Origin of the sequence: Nocardia flavorosea NBRC 108225 (assembly GCF_001613385.1) — a bacterium.
GTDB classification, from domain to species: domain Bacteria; phylum Actinomycetota; class Actinomycetes; order Mycobacteriales; family Mycobacteriaceae; genus Nocardia; species Nocardia flavorosea.
The window spans coordinates 286111-301784 of record NZ_BDCG01000004.1; the positions used below are offsets into that span (position 1 = coordinate 286111).

At 67.6% G+C, this 15674-nt stretch carries 14 protein-coding genes and 1 tRNA gene; 9 read left to right on the plus strand and 6 right to left on the minus strand.

Annotated elements, in window-relative coordinates:
* Nucleotides 1-34: 34 nt before the first annotated feature.
* The 5 genes from NFL01S_RS05130 to NFL01S_RS05150 all read left to right on the plus strand — a co-directional run bounded on the left by NFL01S_RS05130 (nt 35) and on the right by NFL01S_RS05150 (nt 5703).
* Nucleotides 35-514, plus strand: a complete 480-nt coding sequence (locus NFL01S_RS05130; RefSeq protein WP_062971925.1) for a hypothetical protein — start codon at nt 35-37, stop codon at nt 512-514.
* Nucleotides 515-674: 160 nt separating this feature from the next.
* On the plus strand, nt 675-2090 hold the full coding sequence (locus NFL01S_RS05135) for a sensor histidine kinase (protein ID WP_062972436.1): 1416 nt from the start codon (nt 675-677) through the stop codon (nt 2088-2090).
* A gap of 3 nt (nt 2091-2093) precedes the next feature.
* Nucleotides 2094-2756, plus strand: coding sequence for a response regulator transcription factor (locus NFL01S_RS05140; protein ID WP_062971927.1), 663 nt, complete (start codon nt 2094-2096; stop codon nt 2754-2756).
* 49 nt (nt 2757-2805) lie between these two features.
* Nucleotides 2806-4371 (plus strand): SLC13 family permease, encoded by a 1566-nt coding sequence (locus NFL01S_RS05145; protein WP_245670524.1) that lies wholly within the window; start codon nt 2806-2808, stop codon nt 4369-4371.
* 33 nt (nt 4372-4404) lie between these two features.
* A complete protein-coding gene (locus tag NFL01S_RS05150; protein WP_062971933.1) occupies nt 4405-5703 on the plus strand; it encodes a glycerate kinase family protein in 1299 nt (432 codons plus the stop codon).
* Between the two features lie 497 nt (nt 5704-6200).
* On the opposite strand, the gene NFL01S_RS05155 is transcribed toward NFL01S_RS05150, so the two are convergent.
* Nucleotides 6201-7460, minus strand: coding sequence for an FAD-dependent monooxygenase (locus tag NFL01S_RS05155; protein ID WP_062971935.1), 1260 nt, complete (start codon nt 7458-7460; stop codon nt 6201-6203).
* Between the two features lie 109 nt (nt 7461-7569).
* Here NFL01S_RS05155 and NFL01S_RS05160 point away from each other — a divergent pair, with 109 nt between their 5' ends.
* Entirely contained in the window at nt 7570-8166 is a 597-nt protein-coding gene (locus NFL01S_RS05160; RefSeq protein ID WP_062971937.1) for a TetR/AcrR family transcriptional regulator, read from the plus strand.
* A gap of 44 nt (nt 8167-8210) precedes the next feature.
* On the opposite strand, the gene NFL01S_RS05165 is transcribed toward NFL01S_RS05160, so the two are convergent.
* Nucleotides 8211-8284 (minus strand) — tRNA-Pro (locus tag NFL01S_RS05165).
* A gap of 84 nt (nt 8285-8368) precedes the next feature.
* Nucleotides 8369-9328, minus strand: a complete 960-nt coding sequence (locus NFL01S_RS05170) for a metallophosphoesterase (RefSeq protein ID WP_062971939.1) — start codon at nt 9326-9328, stop codon at nt 8369-8371.
* A gap of 204 nt (nt 9329-9532) precedes the next feature.
* Here NFL01S_RS05170 and NFL01S_RS05175 point away from each other — a divergent pair, with 204 nt between their 5' ends.
* Nucleotides 9533-9997: a GatB/YqeY domain-containing protein gene (locus NFL01S_RS05175; RefSeq protein ID WP_062971940.1), complete on the plus strand. Its 465-nt coding sequence runs from the start codon at nt 9533-9535 to the stop codon at nt 9995-9997.
* 31 nt (nt 9998-10028) lie between these two features.
* Here the strand turns inward: NFL01S_RS05175 and NFL01S_RS05180 are convergent, their stop codons facing one another.
* Nucleotides 10029-12416, minus strand: coding sequence for a penicillin-binding protein (locus tag NFL01S_RS05180; protein ID WP_281181487.1), 2388 nt, complete (start codon nt 12414-12416; stop codon nt 10029-10031).
* Nucleotides 12417-12765: 349 nt separating this feature from the next.
* Here NFL01S_RS05180 and NFL01S_RS05185 point away from each other — a divergent pair, with 349 nt between their 5' ends.
* On the plus strand, nt 12766-13089 hold the full coding sequence (locus tag NFL01S_RS05185) for a WhiB family transcriptional regulator (RefSeq protein ID WP_062971942.1): 324 nt from the start codon (nt 12766-12768) through the stop codon (nt 13087-13089).
* A 93-nt stretch (nt 13090-13182) separates the two neighbouring features.
* On the opposite strand, the gene bagB is transcribed toward NFL01S_RS05185, so the two are convergent.
* Complete coding sequence (gene bagB, locus NFL01S_RS05190; protein ID WP_062971944.1) at nt 13183-14322, minus strand: ATPase BagB; 1140 nt, start codon at nt 14320-14322, stop codon at nt 13183-13185.
* Nucleotides 14319-15338 (minus strand): ATPase BagA, encoded by a 1020-nt coding sequence (gene bagA / locus NFL01S_RS05195; protein ID WP_062971946.1) that lies wholly within the window; start codon nt 15336-15338, stop codon nt 14319-14321. Before bagA ends, bagB begins: the two co-directional genes overlap by 4 nt.
* A gap of 168 nt (nt 15339-15506) precedes the next feature.
* On the opposite strand from bagA, the gene sp36 reads away from it, so the two are divergent.
* Nucleotides 15507-15671 carry a Sp36 family protein gene (gene sp36 / locus NFL01S_RS35195; protein WP_157116249.1) on the plus strand — a complete coding sequence of 55 codons (165 nt, stop codon included), beginning with the start codon at nt 15507-15509 and terminating at the stop codon, nt 15669-15671.
* Nucleotides 15672-15674 lie beyond the last annotated feature (3 nt).

Consider the following 15674-nt stretch of genomic DNA (forward strand, 5'->3'; position numbering starts at 1 on the left):
GGCAGGGTCATCAGAGTTGGGCATAGTGGCTGTTATGTCCGGTTCTCGTTCTTTCGCCGCCGCTCTAGTCCTCGCGGGTGCCGCCGCCGTGGTGCTGGTGAGTTTCGCCCTGACCCGTTCGCCCGAACCGGAGCTCGATCCGTCCTCGGTGTCGGTGAGTGTGGCGCCGGACGAATCGGAATCGCCGGCCGCGCCGGACACCGGCCCGGATTCGAGCCGGGAGGCCCCGGGCGCCCCAGGGGGTGCGGTACCGCAACCGGAAGTCGGTCCGGGCCGCGTGCCACCGGCTCCGGACGCCACGGTTCCCGCACCGGCACCTCCAGGCCCTGCCCCCGGTCCGGTGGCGCCCGCTCCGGCCCCGGGACCGGTGGCTCCGGCTCCTGCTTTTCCGCCACCCGGACCGGCTGCACCGGCGCCCGCACCGCAACAGGGCGATGATGATACCGACGACGGATTCGACGACGACGCGGATGATCAGCCCGATATGGATGGGCCGTCCGACGACGATGATTGATCTCGACCCCGCGCGACCCGCCGCCACCACGGAGCCGACCCTGCGGCAACCAGCGCACGAACTCGACACCCTCGATCCCCGCCCGGCAGCGGCCGTCCCGCGGATACTCCGGCGGCGCGGCTCCCGGTTGCCGGCCCGCTGGAAGATCACCGCATGGATCATGCTCACGACTTTCCTGCTTCTGGTCGTGGTGCTGGTGACCGCCCGCAACCTGCTGCTGCGCGATGTGAACACCCGGGCAAACGCCGATATCGCGCAGGAAGCCGACGAATTCCGGACCTTCGCCGCCGAGGGGGTGGACCCGACCACCACCCAGCCGTTCACCTCGGTGGAAAGGCTGCTCGAGACCTATCTGCTGCGGCAGTCGCCGATCGAGGGCGAGGTGATGGTGGGGGTCGTGGACGGTACGCAGCTAGGGGGCATCCGGGGCAACCTGCCCGCGCCGATGGCCGCCGATCCGAGCCTGTTCACCGCGACAGCGGCGGCGGACCGGACTTCGGGAGTGGTCACCTCCGCGGCCGGGGAGATGCGGTGGGGCCGCGTCGACGTCGAATCCGGGGCCGATCGAGGGTCGTTCGTCGTGGCCGCATTCACCGAGGTCGGCCGGGCGGGAGTGGACCGGACGATGCGCACCATCGCCGCGGTATCGCTGGCCGGGCTGGCCTTGACCACCGGGGTCGCCTATCTGGTGGCCGGACGCATCCTGTTGCCCGTGCGCACCGTACGGGCGGTGGCCGCCGATATCGGCGAATCGGATCTCACCGCTCGCGTGCCGGTGGAGGGGCGTGACGATATCGCGGCGCTGGCGGAGACCTTCAACGATATGCTCGACCGCCTCGAACACGCCTATACGACCCAGCGGCAATTCGTCGACGACGCGGGCCACGAACTACGCACGCCGATCACGGTGGTCCGGGGGCATCTCGAACTGCTCTCCGAGGACCCCGAGGAACGACGCCGGACGCTGGCCCTCGTCGATTCCGAACTGAACCGGATGGGCCGGCTCGTCTCCGACCTGCTGATGCTGGCCAAGGCCGAACAGCCGGACTTCGTGGTCCGGCGCCCCGTCGATATCGCGCAGACCATGCTGGATATCGAATCCAAGGTGCAACCCCTGGGGGAGCGGCGCTGGCATCTGATGGAGGTGGCCGAGGGCACCGCGTGGATCGATGCGCAGCGCGTCACCCAGGCGATGTTGCAGCTCGCGGCGAATGCGGTCGCGCATTCGGCGGACGGGACGACCGTGCAGCTGGGATCCCGGTTCACCGGGACCGAACCGGATCGCACGCTGTCGTTGTGGATATCGGATCAGGGACCGGGGGTCGCGCCGGAAGATGCGCGGGTGATCTTCGAACGCTTTCGGCGGGGGCGCCCGGCCGATAGTTCCGGGGCCGACCGGCGGGCCGGCGCGGGGCTCGGCCTGGCCATCGTCCGCGCGATCGCCGACGCGCACCACGGGTCGGCGTGGGTGCGCAGTGTGCCCGGTGACGGCGCCACCTTCGGTCTCGACCTGCCGGCCGATCCTGGATATCCCGCACACCGCGATACCGCCGATCCGCACGAACGCAAGGGGTAGGAGATGAGCCGGATCCTGATCGCCGAGGACGATGTGCACATCGTGTCGTTCGTCGGCAAAGGCCTACGGGCCGCCGGGTACACCACCGAGCATGTCGGCGACGGCGAAACCGCGTTGCTGATGGCCCGGTCCGGAGGCTTCGACATGGTGATTCTCGATATCGGGCTGCCCTCGATGGACGGATTCACCGTGCTGCGCCGGTTACGCGGGGAAGGTGTGCGGACCCCGGTGGTGGTGCTCACCGCCCGCGACAGTGTCGACGATACGGTCGCCGGGCTGGAGGGCGGCGCCAACGACTACATGACCAAACCGTTCCAGTTCGCCGAACTCCTCGCGCGGGTCCGGCTGCGCCTCCAGGACGATACGACCGCGGGCGCGCCGTCGGCTTCTTTGTCCTACAACGGTATCGGCCTCGACCTCCGCGCCCGGCGGGTACATGTCGACGGCCGGACAGTGGACCTCACCGCTCGCGAATTCGGCCTGCTCGAGGTATTTCTGCGGCATCCCGACCAGGTGCTGAGCCGAGAGCAGATCCTCGGGCAGGTGTGGGGTTACGATTTCGACCCCGCCTCCAACGTGGTCGATGTCTATGTACGTGCGCTACGGGGCAAGATCGGTGCCCAGCGTCTGCAGACCGTGCGCGGGATGGGATACCGCCTCTCATGACAGCGCAACGCCGGCCGGGTGAGACCGGGACTAATTCCGGCGGTGGCCGGTGAATCAGGAACCCACCGAGACGCCGCGTCGCGGTGTAGCAGGAACACCGGTCGCTCCCGGCCGGGAGGACGTCGAAGCGACCGAATTCTGGACCGTACCGCGCCGGCGCCCACCCGCCGGATCTCCCGCACGCGAGCCCGCATGGGCACCGCTGCTGGCCGCGATTGCGGGAATCCTTGTGTGCCTGGGTTTTCTCGCCGCCGCGGCAGCAGGTGACCTCGGCCGCGATGCCCTGATCACGCTCGTGGTGTTCGTGGCCGCGATCTGGATGTGGGTTTTCGCGCCGGTGCCCGACACCTATGTTGCGCTCGGTGCCGCGGTGGCGCTCGTCGTCACCGGACCGATCGATACCGAGACATTCACCGGAACTCTCGGTGATTCGGTGATCTGGCTGTTGGTGGGGTCGTTCGTGATCGCGGCTGCGGTCACCGCGACCGGTTTGCCGGCGCGGATCGCCGCGCGGGTTCTCACGATCGCCCGGACCCCGCGGCAGCTGATACATCTGCTCACGGCCGTCCTGTTGGTGACCACCTTCGCGATTCCGGCGACCTCCGGGCGTGCCGCGCTGGCGTTACCCGTTTTCCTGGCGCTCGCTGCGGTACTGCGGCATCGGCCCCAGTTGGTGCTGGCGTTCGCGGTGGGGATTCCTTCGGTCATCTTGTTCTCCGCGGTGGGTTCACTTCTCGGCGCGGGCGCGCATCTCATCACCAGCGAGATCGTCGCGACTGCCACCGGTGAGGGCTATCACTTCGGACAGTGGCTGATCCTCGGACTTCCGCTCGCAGTGGTGTGGTCGCATCTGGCCGCGGAGGTCGCGCTCGCGCTGTTCGCCGACCGCACCGAGCGCCGTACACCGCTCACCGTGCCCGCAACCGCCTTCGCCGAGACGGCGAGTGCCGATGTGCGGGGGCCGCTGTCCGCATCTCAGCGCCGGGTACTCGGTGTGCTCGGCGCCGTTGTGGTGCTGTGGTGCACCGAGGGTCTGCACGGTGTGGACCCGGCGGTGGTCGCCGTGCTCGGCGCCCTGCTCGCGACCGCGCCGAAGATAGGCGCAACCACGCTGCCCGCGGCCGCGAAAACCGTCCCGTGGACCCTGCTGTTGTTCATGGCCGCCACACTGTGCCTGGGTATCGCCCTCACGACCACCGGCGCGTCCGCCTGGCTCGCCGGACTCGTGTTCGACCCGGTGCGTTCACTGGGGACTGCCGCCGGTGCGGTCTTCCTGGTGCTGACCGTGGTCGTCTCTTTGCTGGCCCACTTGATGATCCAGTCGCGTTCGGCGCGTTCGGCCGTGCTGGTGCCGATCATCGTCGCGACCGCCCCGGCGGTGGGCGTGGACGCCGCGGCAGCGGCCTTCCTGTCGACGGCGGCGGCCGGTTTCTGTCACACCATGACCAGTTCGGCGAAACCGATGGCCGTCTTCGCCGCATCCGACACCGTTCCGGGGTACCGGCCCGAACATCTACTGCGGTACTCCGCCGTCCTCGCCCCGTTATCGGTGGCATTACTCCTTGCGTTCGCGGTCTGGGGCTGGCCGCAGCTGGGTCTGAGTCCCACCCCCTGACCCGAGTGGTCGGCTCTCTCGAAAGGCACCACCATGTCGGTAACCGTTCCGCAGCGTATCCTCGTGGCCCCCAGTGGATTCAAGGAAAGTCTCGGGGCAGGATCCGTGGCGCACGCCATCGCTGCGGGCTTACGCCGCGTGCTGCCCGGCGTGCACGTCGATCTCGCACCGATCGCCGACGGCGGCGAGGGCACCGCCGCCATGCTCGCCGCCGCGACCGGCGGCACGCTGCATCACCTCGATGTCACGGGACCGGTGAACATCCCGGTGCGTGCCCAGTGGGCCCGGCTCGGGTTCCCGGCGGCGAAGACCGCCGTGGTCGAGGTGGCGGCCGCCGCGGGGCTGCGGCAGGTACCGCGTGATCGCCGAGATCCCGGCGCCACCACGACAACCGGGGTCGGCCAACTCATCGCCGCAGCGTTGGATTCGGGCGCGGAGCGGATCGTGGTGGGCTGCGGCGATTCCGGTACCTGCGATGGCGGTGCCGGTGCGCTACAGGCGCTGGGCGCGCGGATCCTCGACCGATCCGGACGCGAAATCGGGAGTGGTGGTTACGAACTCGCGCGCGCCCAGCGCCTCGACCTCTCCGGACTGAATCCCGGTCTGTCCCGCGCCGAAATCGTGGTGGCGGGTAATCCGCACAACCTGCTCTGTGGGCCCCGCGGTGTCGCACGCGTTTTCGGACCGCAGAAAGGAGCGACACCCGCGCAGGTGGAAACACTGTCGCTTGCGCTCGACAACTGGGCGGCGATACTCGAACGCGACGGCCGGGCACTCGGCGATCTGCGCACCGGACCGGTGACGGGCGCATCCGGTGGGCTCGGCGCGGGCCTGGCCGGCGGAGTGGGCGCTGCGCTGCGCTCCCGATTCGACGCACTGCTGGACTCCGGCCTCACCGGAGCGGACCTGGATCGCCGGATCGGCCTGGCGGACTTGGTGATCACCGCGGAAGGCGCGATCGACCTGCAGACCCCACACGGCAAGGTGCCGGCCGAAATCGCCCGTAGATCCCGCGCGCAGGGGGTGCCGGTGGTCGCGCTGGCCGGTTCGCTGGGGGAGGGCGCGCCGTCGGTCCACGAGGTGGGTATCGGCGCCATCGCCTCGATCATCCCGGTGCCCATGGCCCTCGCCGATGCGGTGGCCGATGCCGAACGCCTGCTCACCGACGCCGCCGAACGCATGATGCGGATGCTGCTGGTCGGCGGAGCGCTCTCGGTGCGGATGGAACGTGGTGCGAATCGTCCCGTCCGTCCCGCCGCTCTCGGCACCCGCCGCGCCACCGGACCGCGCATCCCTGCCGCCCGCGGCCGGGCACGCGGGCAACACCGGTGAGATGTCCACATCGGTAGGAAACGCGGCCACGATCCGAACTACGCTGTGCGACGACTGCACTCGCGGTATTCGGGAGGGCGCACCCTGGCGACGGTCGCCCGCGGGAAGGACTCCGATACCGACACGCACCGCCCGAACCGGTAGCTCCTGGCACACAGGCGGGTGAGCCGCCGTCGCGGTCCGCGCTACGAGGTTCTGGATGCCCACAACGCTCGAGACACTAATGACTCCGTGCACGCCGGGGCTCCACCGAGATCGCCTTCTGCGGCACCGGCACGGCATATGGCTGACTCTATGCAGCCGGCAGGCGACCGGTGCGGATATGCGCAGCCGTCGCGGTATCAGGGCAACGGGCTGCCGTTCGATGAGTGTGAGATCGCGGGGTCGGTGGCGCACTACGGTTCCGTCACCGCGCAACGGTGTGCGGTGGTTCGGTGCGCCGGGCGCGGCTGCCGCACGGGGCTCGGTTCGGGGTTGCACCGTGGCGGCCGGGGAGATCAGCGGGGTACCGGTTGTGCCGCCAGGTATTCCGGGAGGGTGTAGCTCTCGGTCTCCGACAGCATGCGAGTCATCAGCGGCTGCACCATCCGCAACGTCGCGAGGCGGACGAAGGTGTGCGCGACCCGGATACCGGCCTTGGTGCGCGGGGCCATTCCCTTCACACCACCCGGCGGCAGCTGCTGTGCGGTGTCGACGAACGGTCGCAGGGTTTCGGTATAGCGGATGAGGGCGGCGGCCGCGTCGTGTGGGGTGCGGGCGATCTCACCGGCCAGCACGTAAGCGCCCACCAGCGCCATGGCCGTGCCCTGGCCGCTCAGCGGTGACCCGCAGTAGCCGGCGTCGCCGACCAGCGCCACCCGCCCCGTGGTCCAGTGCGGCATCGTGATACGCGCGATTTCGTCGAAATAGAAGTCCTCGGCCCGGTCCATCGCGTCGAGGATGGCGGCCGTCTGCCAGCCGCCGCCGGCGAGGCTTGCACGGATGAGTTCCTGCTGGGCCGCGATATTGCGCCGGAGCGCCGGATCCGGATCGGTCCGGACGATAACCATCGCCTTGGCTGTGGCCGGATCGGCATCGGGGCGCAGCCCGGCCACGATTCCGCCGGGCATCGAATACATGGTCATCCAGTGCGGTTCGATTCCGGTCGGGGTCGGCATGGTGAAGTACGACGTGTAGGCGCCGAGGTAGGTGCTGAACTGTTCGTCCGGGCCGAATGCCAGCCGGCGGGTTGCCGAGTGCAGGCCGTCGGCGCCGATCACCAGGTCGAATTCCGCGGTGGCGCCCGAGGCGAAATCCACGCGGACACCGTCCCTGTGTTCGTGTAGGTCGCGAATCCGCTCCCCGTACCGGTATTCGACGCCCGGATTGCCGGGGGCCCCGGTGGCATCGGCGATCACGTCCAGGAGAACCTGGTTCAGATCGCCGCGGGTTATCTCGATGTCGGCGACTGCGCCGTTGCCGCCGAAGAGGTCCGCGGGCATACGGACTATCTCTCGGCCGGTGGAATCGACATGCACCATGCCGCGTTCGTCGAGCCGTTGCCGCTGGATTCCGGGCATCAGGCCCATCCTCTCGGCGACGGTCCGGCTGGGGCCACGCAGGTCGACGGCCTGACCACCGGGCCGGGGAGCGGGGGCGCGTTCGACCACGGTCGGCCGGATCCCGGCTCGGGACAGTTGCAGGGCGACGGCGTTGCCGGCGATTCCGCCGCCGGAGATCAGCACCCTGGCAGCCGTGGCACTGGAGTCTGTGGTCATCGGTTCCTCGCTCAGCTGATTTGTTCGTATGTCTTAGACAAATGTCTAACACGAGCGTAGAACAGTTGTCTAGAACGAATGTCTAAGACGAGTGGTTAAGGTGTGTTCCATGGGAAACAAGGAGGATCTGCTGGCTGCCGCGCGCACCTGCATCTACGAGCGCGGATTCGCCGCGACCACGGCCCGGGGTATAGCCACCGAAGCAGGCGTGAGTCTCGCCGCCATCGGCTACCACTTCGGCTCCAAGGACCGGCTCCTCACCGAAGCCTTCACCGACGAGACCGGCCGCGTGATCGGCGACGACCTCGAACTCCGTATCCGCGCCACCGCGGGGCAACCGCCCGCCGCCGCGTTCCCGCAGGTCTGGGCGGGTATCGCCGAGCTGTTCGAGCGCAACCGGGAAGTCCTGGTGGCAAGTGTGGAGAACTTGGTCAGGATCCACCGGACGCCCAGCGAACAAGCGCGGATGGGGGAGCTGAGCAAGACCGGGGCCACCGAACTCGCGGCCACGCTGGCCGAAACTCATCCGGATCTGGACTCGGCGCAGGCGCATGCTCTCGGCGGGCTCTACATGATCCTGCTCAACGGATTGGTCATGCAATGGATGAGCCATCCAGAAGGCGCCCTGCCCACCGGTGCGGAACTCGGCGCAGCCCTCTCTGCACTGACCGGGGAAAATGGGGCCCGGATACGAGAAAACCCCTGACCAGAAGAACTGATCAGGGGTCAATCGTGTCTCGACCACACGAGTCGGGGTGGCGGGATTTGAACCCACGACCTCTTCGTCCCGAACGAAGCGCGCTACCAAGCTGCGCCACACCCCGTGAAGCGGACCTGAGGAAGCTTACCTCAGGTCCGGTCCGGAAAAGAAACCGGCAGCTCGAGGCCGTTTTTCCTGGGCGTCGGACCTATCTGGCCACTGCCTGCGAAGTGGAGACGTGGCCGGCATCGGTGGCCGGTTTCTTCGGCGGCACCGCCACCAGGGTGAGCAGAGTCGCCTCCGGGCGGCAGCAGAAACGGTAGGGCGCCCACGGTGAGGTACCGATACCGGCGGATACGTGCAGCCGGGTGTGGGCGCCCCATTTGGACGGGCCCTTCACGCGGGAGCGGTCGATATCGCAATTGGTCACCAGGGCGCCGTAACCGGGCAGGCACAGCTGGCCGCCGTGCGTATGACCGGCGAGGACCAGGTCGTAGCCGTCATCGGCGAAGCGATCCAGGACGCGCGGCTCCGGCGAATGCGTGAGGCCGAGCCGCAGATCGGCCAGCGGATTGGGGGCGCCGGCGATGGTGTCGTAGCGGTCGCGCTGCATATGCGGGTCGTCGACGCCCGCACTGGCGATCCGGATACCGCCCACCTCGATATCGCGGCGGGTATGGGTGAGATCGAGCCAGCCGCGTTCGGTGAACGCGGCGCGCAGATCCTTCCACGGCAGCGGAGCGCCGTGGACCCGTTTGTGATTCTTGTCGAAGTATTTCAGCGGGTTCTTCGGCACCGGCGCGAAATAGTCGTTGCTGCCGAATACGAACAGCCCGGGGCGTGACAACAGCGGGCCCAGCGACTGCACCACCGCGGGTACGGCCTTCTGGTGGGACAGATTGTCACCGGTGTTGATCACCAGGTCCGGTTCGAGGCGGTCGAGCTCTCGCAACCACTGCTGTTTGAGCTTCTGCCCGGGCGTCATGTGCAGATCGCTGATATGCAATATCCGCAGTGGAGCGGAACCCGGCCGCAGTACCGGCATGGTGGCTTCGCGGAGAACGAAAGCATTGCGTTCGATCAGTGAGGCGTAGCCGACTCCGGCAGCCGCGGCTCCGGCTGCGCCGAACGCGGTCCGGCGCAGGGCCGACGTCGAGATCACGGGCATTTGCCCAGCATAGGTGACCAGCAGGCGCAGTGCGCAGCGTGATGAACCACAGTTATGGCGCCGTAGCAGGCGGATTACCTGCTCACGCTCGCCCGCACCGGGCCCGTGGCCTTGGGAAACAATGCGATAACCGCAGGTGGACACGCCCGGTGTGGAAGGATGAACCGATGGGCGTGGCGCAGCGCAGCGGCTACCGTTGCGCTCATGTCGGAACTGAAAACGAGGCTACGCGCCGATATGACCGCCGCGATGAAGGCGAAGGATTCGCTGCGGCTCAACACGCTGCGGATGCTGCTCGCCGCCGTGCAGACGGCCGAGGTGGCCGGCAAGGAAGCCCGGGAACTCTCCGATACGGAGGTCGTTGCGGTGCTCACCAAGGAGTCGAAGAAGCGCAACGAAGCCGCGGAGGTCTACACCCAGGCCGGGCGTGGCGAGCTGGCCGCCAACGAGCATGCCGAGGCGCGGATCATCGACGAATATCTGCCCACCCAGCTGACCGACGCGGAGGTCGCAGATATCGCCGATACCGCTATCGCCCAGGTCGCGGAGGAACTGGGCGAGCGGCCGGGTAAGCGGCAGATGGGACAGGTCATGAAGGTCGCGACCGGGCTGGCCGCCGGGAAGGCCGACGGATCCCGGGTCTCGGCGGCGGTGAAGGCGCGGCTCTAGACGTTACGCGCCGCACCTTCACCGCCGGAGATCACCGGGGTATCGGTACCGGTATGGGAATCGGCGGCAGGAACGGTGGCAGCGGTGGCAGCCCCGGCGCGTTCGGTGCCGAGGCGGGCGGACGCCCCGGCTCCGGCGCCTGCCGGATGGTGCCGTCGCTGAGATAGATCGTCACCTGCGAACCCGGAATGGCCGAACCGTTCGGTGTCGACCCGGTGACCGTGCCCTTCGGCGCCGAGCCGGGCGAGGTCACCGAGGTGACCTTGAAACCAGCGCCGGTGAGAGCTCCGGTTGCCTCGCCCGCTGTCATTCCCACCACATCGGGGACCTGAGCGTTCTCCGAGCCCCGGACATACTTCTCGTCCACCGGCGGCAGGGCCGGCGGCGGGTAGTTCACCGAGGCTTCCTTGACGGCTTTGAACCAGCTGCGCGCCGGTTCGTTACCGCCGAACAGGCCGTTGGCGTCGCTGGCCGGGCAGTTGCGCAGCGGGAACGAACAGATCTCGCCGGGGGTCGGGCTGTCGCCGTAGATGTAGGCCGCGCCCGCCATCGAATTGGTGAAACCGACGAACGCCGAGGAGCGGTGGCTTTCGGTGGTCCCGGTTTTTGCGGCCACGGGCCCTTGCCAGCCGGTCGCCGCCGCGGCGGCCCCGGCGGTACCGCCCGGATCGTGGTCCTTACCCATCGCGTTGGCCAGAGTGTCGGCCAGACCCGGTTCGACGACCTGCTCGCAGGCCTGTTCGGTGAGCGGCACCGGTTTGCCGTAGCGGTCGATCACCTCGGCGATGGGCGAGGGCGGGCACCAGGTCCCGCCGGAGGCCAGGGTGGCCGCCACATTCGACAGCTCCAGCGGGTTCACTGCGACCGGGCCCAGGGTGAACGAACCCAGGTTCTGGCCCTTGATCATGTCGGCCAGGCTCTGGTTGTCGACACCGGACGACCCCGGCTCGGTGTATGAGCGCAGGCCGAGCCGGACCGCCATATCCACGGTCGGCGTCACTCCGACGGCCTGGATGAGTTTCACGAAGGCCGTGTTGGGGGAGGTGGCCAGCGCCTCGGTCACCGACATCGGTGATTTGTAGTTACCGGCGTTCTCGACGCAGTAGGTGGCGGGCGGGCAGCCGGGGGCGCCGCCGTTCCCCATTCCGCGGGCGTCGAACCGGCCCGGAACGTCGAGCTGGGCGTTGATGCCCATGCCCTTTTCCATGGCTGCCGCCGTGGTGAAGAGTTTGAACACCGATCCTGCGCCGTCGCCGACCATCGAATACGGCTGGGCGAGCAGTGTCTCGTGTGCCTCCCGGTCCAGGCCGTAGGTGCGGCTGCTGGCCATCGCCAGTAGTGGATGTTTGTCCTTACCGGGGCCGATCAGTGACATGACCTCGGCGATATTCGGCAGGTGCGGGTCGGCGTGCTCGGCGAGGGAACGCTTGACCGCGTCCTGCACGACCGGGTCCAGGGTGGTGCGGATCAGGTACCCGCCCTTCTGGATCTGTTCCTGGCTCAGCCCGGCCTCCGCCAGGTATTGCAGCGCGTAGTCGCAGAAGAAGCCGCGGTCATCGGCGGCGATACAGCCTTGTGGCAGGCCTTTCGGTTCCGGCAGCACGCCCAGCGGCTGGGTCTTCGCGGCCCGGAACTCCTCGGCTCGGCTGGGGATGTTCTGGATCATGGTGTCCAGGACGGTGTTGCGCCGGGCGGTCACGCCCTCCGGGTTGGTGTAGGGGTTCAGTTTCGAACTGCTCTGCACCATGCCCGCGAGCATTGCCGATTGCGCGACGTTCAGGTCTTTCGCATCGATACCGAAGTACGTCTGGGCGGCGTCCTGGATGCCGTAGGAGGAGTTGCCGAACGGGACCAGGTTCAGATACCGGGTGAGGATCTCGTCCTTGCTGAGCTCCTTGTCCAGGGTCAGCGCCATGCGGATCTCGCGGATCTTGCGTGCGGGAGTGGTCTCGATGGCGGCCCGGCGTTCGGCATCGGTTTTCGCGACCACCAGCAGATTGAAGTTCTTCACGTACTGCTGGTCGAGCGTGGAGGCGCCCTGCTGCACCTCGCCGCTGCTGGTGTTGGTGAGGAAGGCGCGGATGGTGCCCTGCCAGTCGACACCGTGATGGTCGGCGAAGCGTTTGTCCTCGATGGAGACGATGGCCAGCTTCATATCGTTGGAGATCTGGTCGCTGGGCACTTCGAAGCGACGCTGCTCGTACAGATAGGCAATGGGGTTACCGGCCGTGTCCACCATGGTGGACACGGCCGGCACGGTTCCCTCGACCAGTTCCGCCGACACGTTGTCCACAGCGTCGGCGGCGCGGTTCGAGACGAATCCGAAACCTCCGGCGACCGGGAACAACATTCCGGCAACGAGTACGGAGGCGAGTACACAGCTGCCCGCCAGCTTGAGGAGCGCACGTGTGATCGGCACAGCACCAGGGTAGAGGGTGGCCGTCCGGCGTCCGTGGAGTGTGGACATCCGGTGTTGTGTATCCGGATTCGCCGATGAGGGGCCTGATCCGAGGGAACCCGCCTGACGTGCGTATTCGGCCGTGTGGGCGGGCGACAGCCACCGGGTCGCAGGGACGGACGTACCAAAAAGTCATCATCCGGTCTTGCGCTCGCGGCATACCTTTACCTAGATTGAGAGCTCAGTGTGATAGAGCTAACACTCAATGTGGAATGTGGTGCACTTCGCAGCGGGGTTCGGGTTGCTGCGGAGTACACGCGATTCCGGAGCGCCGTGACCCGGTGTTCGGACTGGCAAAGGGGCACACCAAATGCACATGACAACCCCCGTCGCTCGCTTGGATGTAGAGCAGGCCGAAGCAAGGATCGCCTGGGTTTCCCAGGCCCGATGCAAGGAAGTCGATCCCGATCAGTTGTTCGTACGCGGCGCGGCTCAGCGCAAGGCGGCGACGATCTGCCGGCACTGCCCGGTTCTGATGGAGTGCGGGGCGGATGCACTGGACAACAGGGTCGAGTTCGGAGTGTGGGGTGGTATGACCGAGCGGCAGCGACGGGCGCTGCTCAAACAGCATCCTGAGGTGACCTCCTGGGCGGATTTCTTCCACGCCCAGCGCCAGCACCAGATGGCGATGTAACCGTATCCCTATTGGACGACCGGCCGCCGGGCATTCGAATCGCCGAATGCCCGGCGGCCGAATGAATCGGCCGGCATCCGGCCGCGAGACCGGTCAGTCGGCAGCCGAGGATTCCGTACCTGCCAGCTGGGCTCCCACCGCGCGCAGCGCGGTCAGATCGGTGACATCGAACGGCAGCGCGGTTACCGAGACCATCGGCACCCGCGGATGCGCACCGGTGAACCGATGCAGCAGATGCTGCTCACGCCGGGCGGTGGCCACCCGGTGGGCGTGTACCCGCAACACTCCGGCGGTCAGCGGATCCGATTCGCCGAACCGGTCGGCGGCGGTGAGGGCGTGATCGGCCGGAAGCGAGCACAACACCGGATGAGTGCGGTTGAGCACCAGCCCGGCCAGCGGCATCCGCTCGGTCGACAACCGGTCCACGAAGAACGATGCCTCGCGCAGCGCATCGGGTTCCGGTGCGGCGATCACCAGGAAATGCGTGCCGGGTTTGGCCAGCATCGCGAAGGTGCGATTCGCCCGCTCTTGGAAGCCGCCGAACAGCGACTCCAGCGATTGCAGGAAATTCGAGGCGTCCTTGAGCATCTGACCGCCCACAATGGTCGACACCCCGCGGACCGCCAGACTCATCGCGCCGGTGACGAACCGTCCGACCCCCCGGCCGGGTGCCATGATGACCCGGATCATGCGGCCCTCGAGGAAGGTTCCCAGCCGTTTCGGGGCGTCCAGGAAATCCAGCGCGTTCCGTGACGGCGGGGTGTCCACGACGATCAGGTCCCATTCCTTCCGCCCCGCCAACTGGCCCAGTTTCTCCATCGCCATGTATTCCTGCGTGCCACCGAACGACGAGGCCACCGCCTGGTAGAAGGGGTTGGCGAAAATCTGTTCGGCCTTCTCCGGCGTGGTGTGTTCGAGCACCATTTCGTCGAACGTGCGCCGCATGTTCAGCATCATGGCGTGCAGTTCGCCCTTGACCTCAGGGCCCAGGTCCACTCGCTGCGGGCTGTTGTCCAGATCCGCGACCCCCAGCGACTGGGCCAGTCGCCGCGCGGGGTCGATGGTGAGAACCACGACCTTGCGTCCCTGTTCGGCCGCGCGCAAGGCGATTGCCGCTGCCGTGGTGGTCTTGCCGACGCCGCCGGAACCACAACACACCACGACCCGAGCGGTGGGATCGGCGAGGATGCCGGAGATGTCCAGGGCTGCCGGGCCGGCCGGTCGGGTGCTCATCGGACTCCCTGTTCGGTCAGATAGGAGGCCAGCTCGTACAGGCCGCCTAGGTCCATCCCCTCGTCGAGGGTGGGTAGCTGCAATCGTGCGATATCCAGATCGAGCAGATCTGTGGCGCTCTGGTCTTGGGCGCTCAGCACGGTCGAATGCTCGACCGTCTCAGTGAGCAGACCTGCGAAATCGGCGGCCGTCAGGGTGATCCCGGCGGCTTCCAGACCGGCGCGGAGGGCCTCGGTATCGAGCTCACCTGCGGCCGCTGCCGTGCGGGTTTCCACACTCAGCGGGCTTTGCGCAGCGCGATTGACGATGACGCTGCCGATCCGCAGATCGTTCGCACTCAACTCCGCCACGGCATCGAGGGTCTCCTGGACGGGTAGCGCCTCGAGGAGGGTGACCAGATGGATCATCGTCTGATCCGAATGCAGCAGCCGGGATACGCTCTCGGCCTGCCCGGCGATCGGGCCCCCTTTGGCGAGTTCGGCCATCGCCTTGGTGACATCCAGGAAGCTCGCGATCCGCCCGGTCGGCGGGGCGTCGACCACGACCTCGTCGTAGACCGGCGAGCCCTGTTTGCCGACCCGGACCACGCATTCCTTGATCTTGCCGGTCAGGATGACATCGCGCAGACCGGGCGCGATGGTGGTGACGAAATCGATCGCCCCCATCCGGCGCATCGCACGTCCGGCGAAGCCGAGGTTGTAGAACATATCGAGGTATTCGAGGAAGGCGTGCTCGATATCGAGTGCCAATGCGACGACCTCGCCGCCACCGTCGGCGGTGGCGATCTTCGTTTCGGTGGGTGGCAGCGGCGGCAGGTCGAACAGTTGCGCGATCGATTGCCGGTTCTCCACCTCGACCAGCAGTACACGCCGTCCACCCGCGGCCAGCGCCAGCGCGAGCGCCCCGGCGACCGTGGACTTACCGGTGCCGCCTTTACCGGATACATAGTGCAGCCGGGCGTTCGCCGCACGCTCGGGCCAGCCGGTTTTCATCTCCGGGTGGGCCGATTCCGGCATCGTCGTTGGTTCTGCCACGGTCGCGAGCCTATAACCCGGACTGGACGGATGCCCGCATACTCCGGATTGTCCCGCTGTGGTGTACCAGACACCGGGATCCGACACCTGTTCGGCCGCACCCGGTCCTGCGCCCGGTGCTCGGCCCGCGACCCAGTACGCTCGGTGCGCATGAGCGATATCACCCCGTGGGAGTACGCGACCGTACCGCTGCTGACGCATGCGACCAAACAAATCCTGGACCAGTGGGGCGCCGACGGCTGGGAATTGGTGACCGTGCTGCCCGGCCCGACCGGTGAGCAGCATGTCGCATACCTGAAGCGGCCGAAGCAGTAGGCG

Coding starts and splice junctions, on each gene's coding strand:
- NFL01S_RS05130 (WP_062971925.1), top strand. CDS start 35: ATGTCCGGTTCTCGTTCTTTCGCCGCCGCTCTAGTCCTCGCGGGTGCC.
- NFL01S_RS05135 (WP_062972436.1), top strand. CDS start 675: ATGCTCACGACTTTCCTGCTTCTGGTCGTGGTGCTGGTGACCGCCCGC.
- NFL01S_RS05140 (WP_062971927.1), top strand. CDS start 2,094: ATGAGCCGGATCCTGATCGCCGAGGACGATGTGCACATCGTGTCGTTC.
- NFL01S_RS05150 (WP_062971933.1), top strand. CDS start 4,405: ATGTCGGTAACCGTTCCGCAGCGTATCCTCGTGGCCCCCAGTGGATTC.
- NFL01S_RS05155 (WP_062971935.1), bottom strand. CDS start 7,460: ATGACCACAGACTCCAGTGCCACGGCTGCCAGGGTGCTGATCTCCGGC.
- NFL01S_RS05160 (WP_062971937.1), top strand. CDS start 7,570: ATGGGAAACAAGGAGGATCTGCTGGCTGCCGCGCGCACCTGCATCTAC.
- NFL01S_RS05170 (WP_062971939.1), bottom strand. CDS start 9,328: ATGCCCGTGATCTCGACGTCGGCCCTGCGCCGGACCGCGTTCGGCGCA.
- NFL01S_RS05175 (WP_062971940.1), top strand. CDS start 9,533: ATGTCGGAACTGAAAACGAGGCTACGCGCCGATATGACCGCCGCGATG.
- NFL01S_RS05185 (WP_062971942.1), top strand. CDS start 12,766: ATGCACATGACAACCCCCGTCGCTCGCTTGGATGTAGAGCAGGCCGAA.
- bagB (WP_062971944.1), bottom strand. CDS start 14,322: ATGAGCACCCGACCGGCCGGCCCGGCAGCCCTGGACATCTCCGGCATC.
- bagA (WP_062971946.1), bottom strand. CDS start 15,338: ATGCCGGAATCGGCCCACCCGGAGATGAAAACCGGCTGGCCCGAGCGT.
- sp36 (WP_157116249.1), top strand. CDS start 15,507: ATGAGCGATATCACCCCGTGGGAGTACGCGACCGTACCGCTGCTGACG.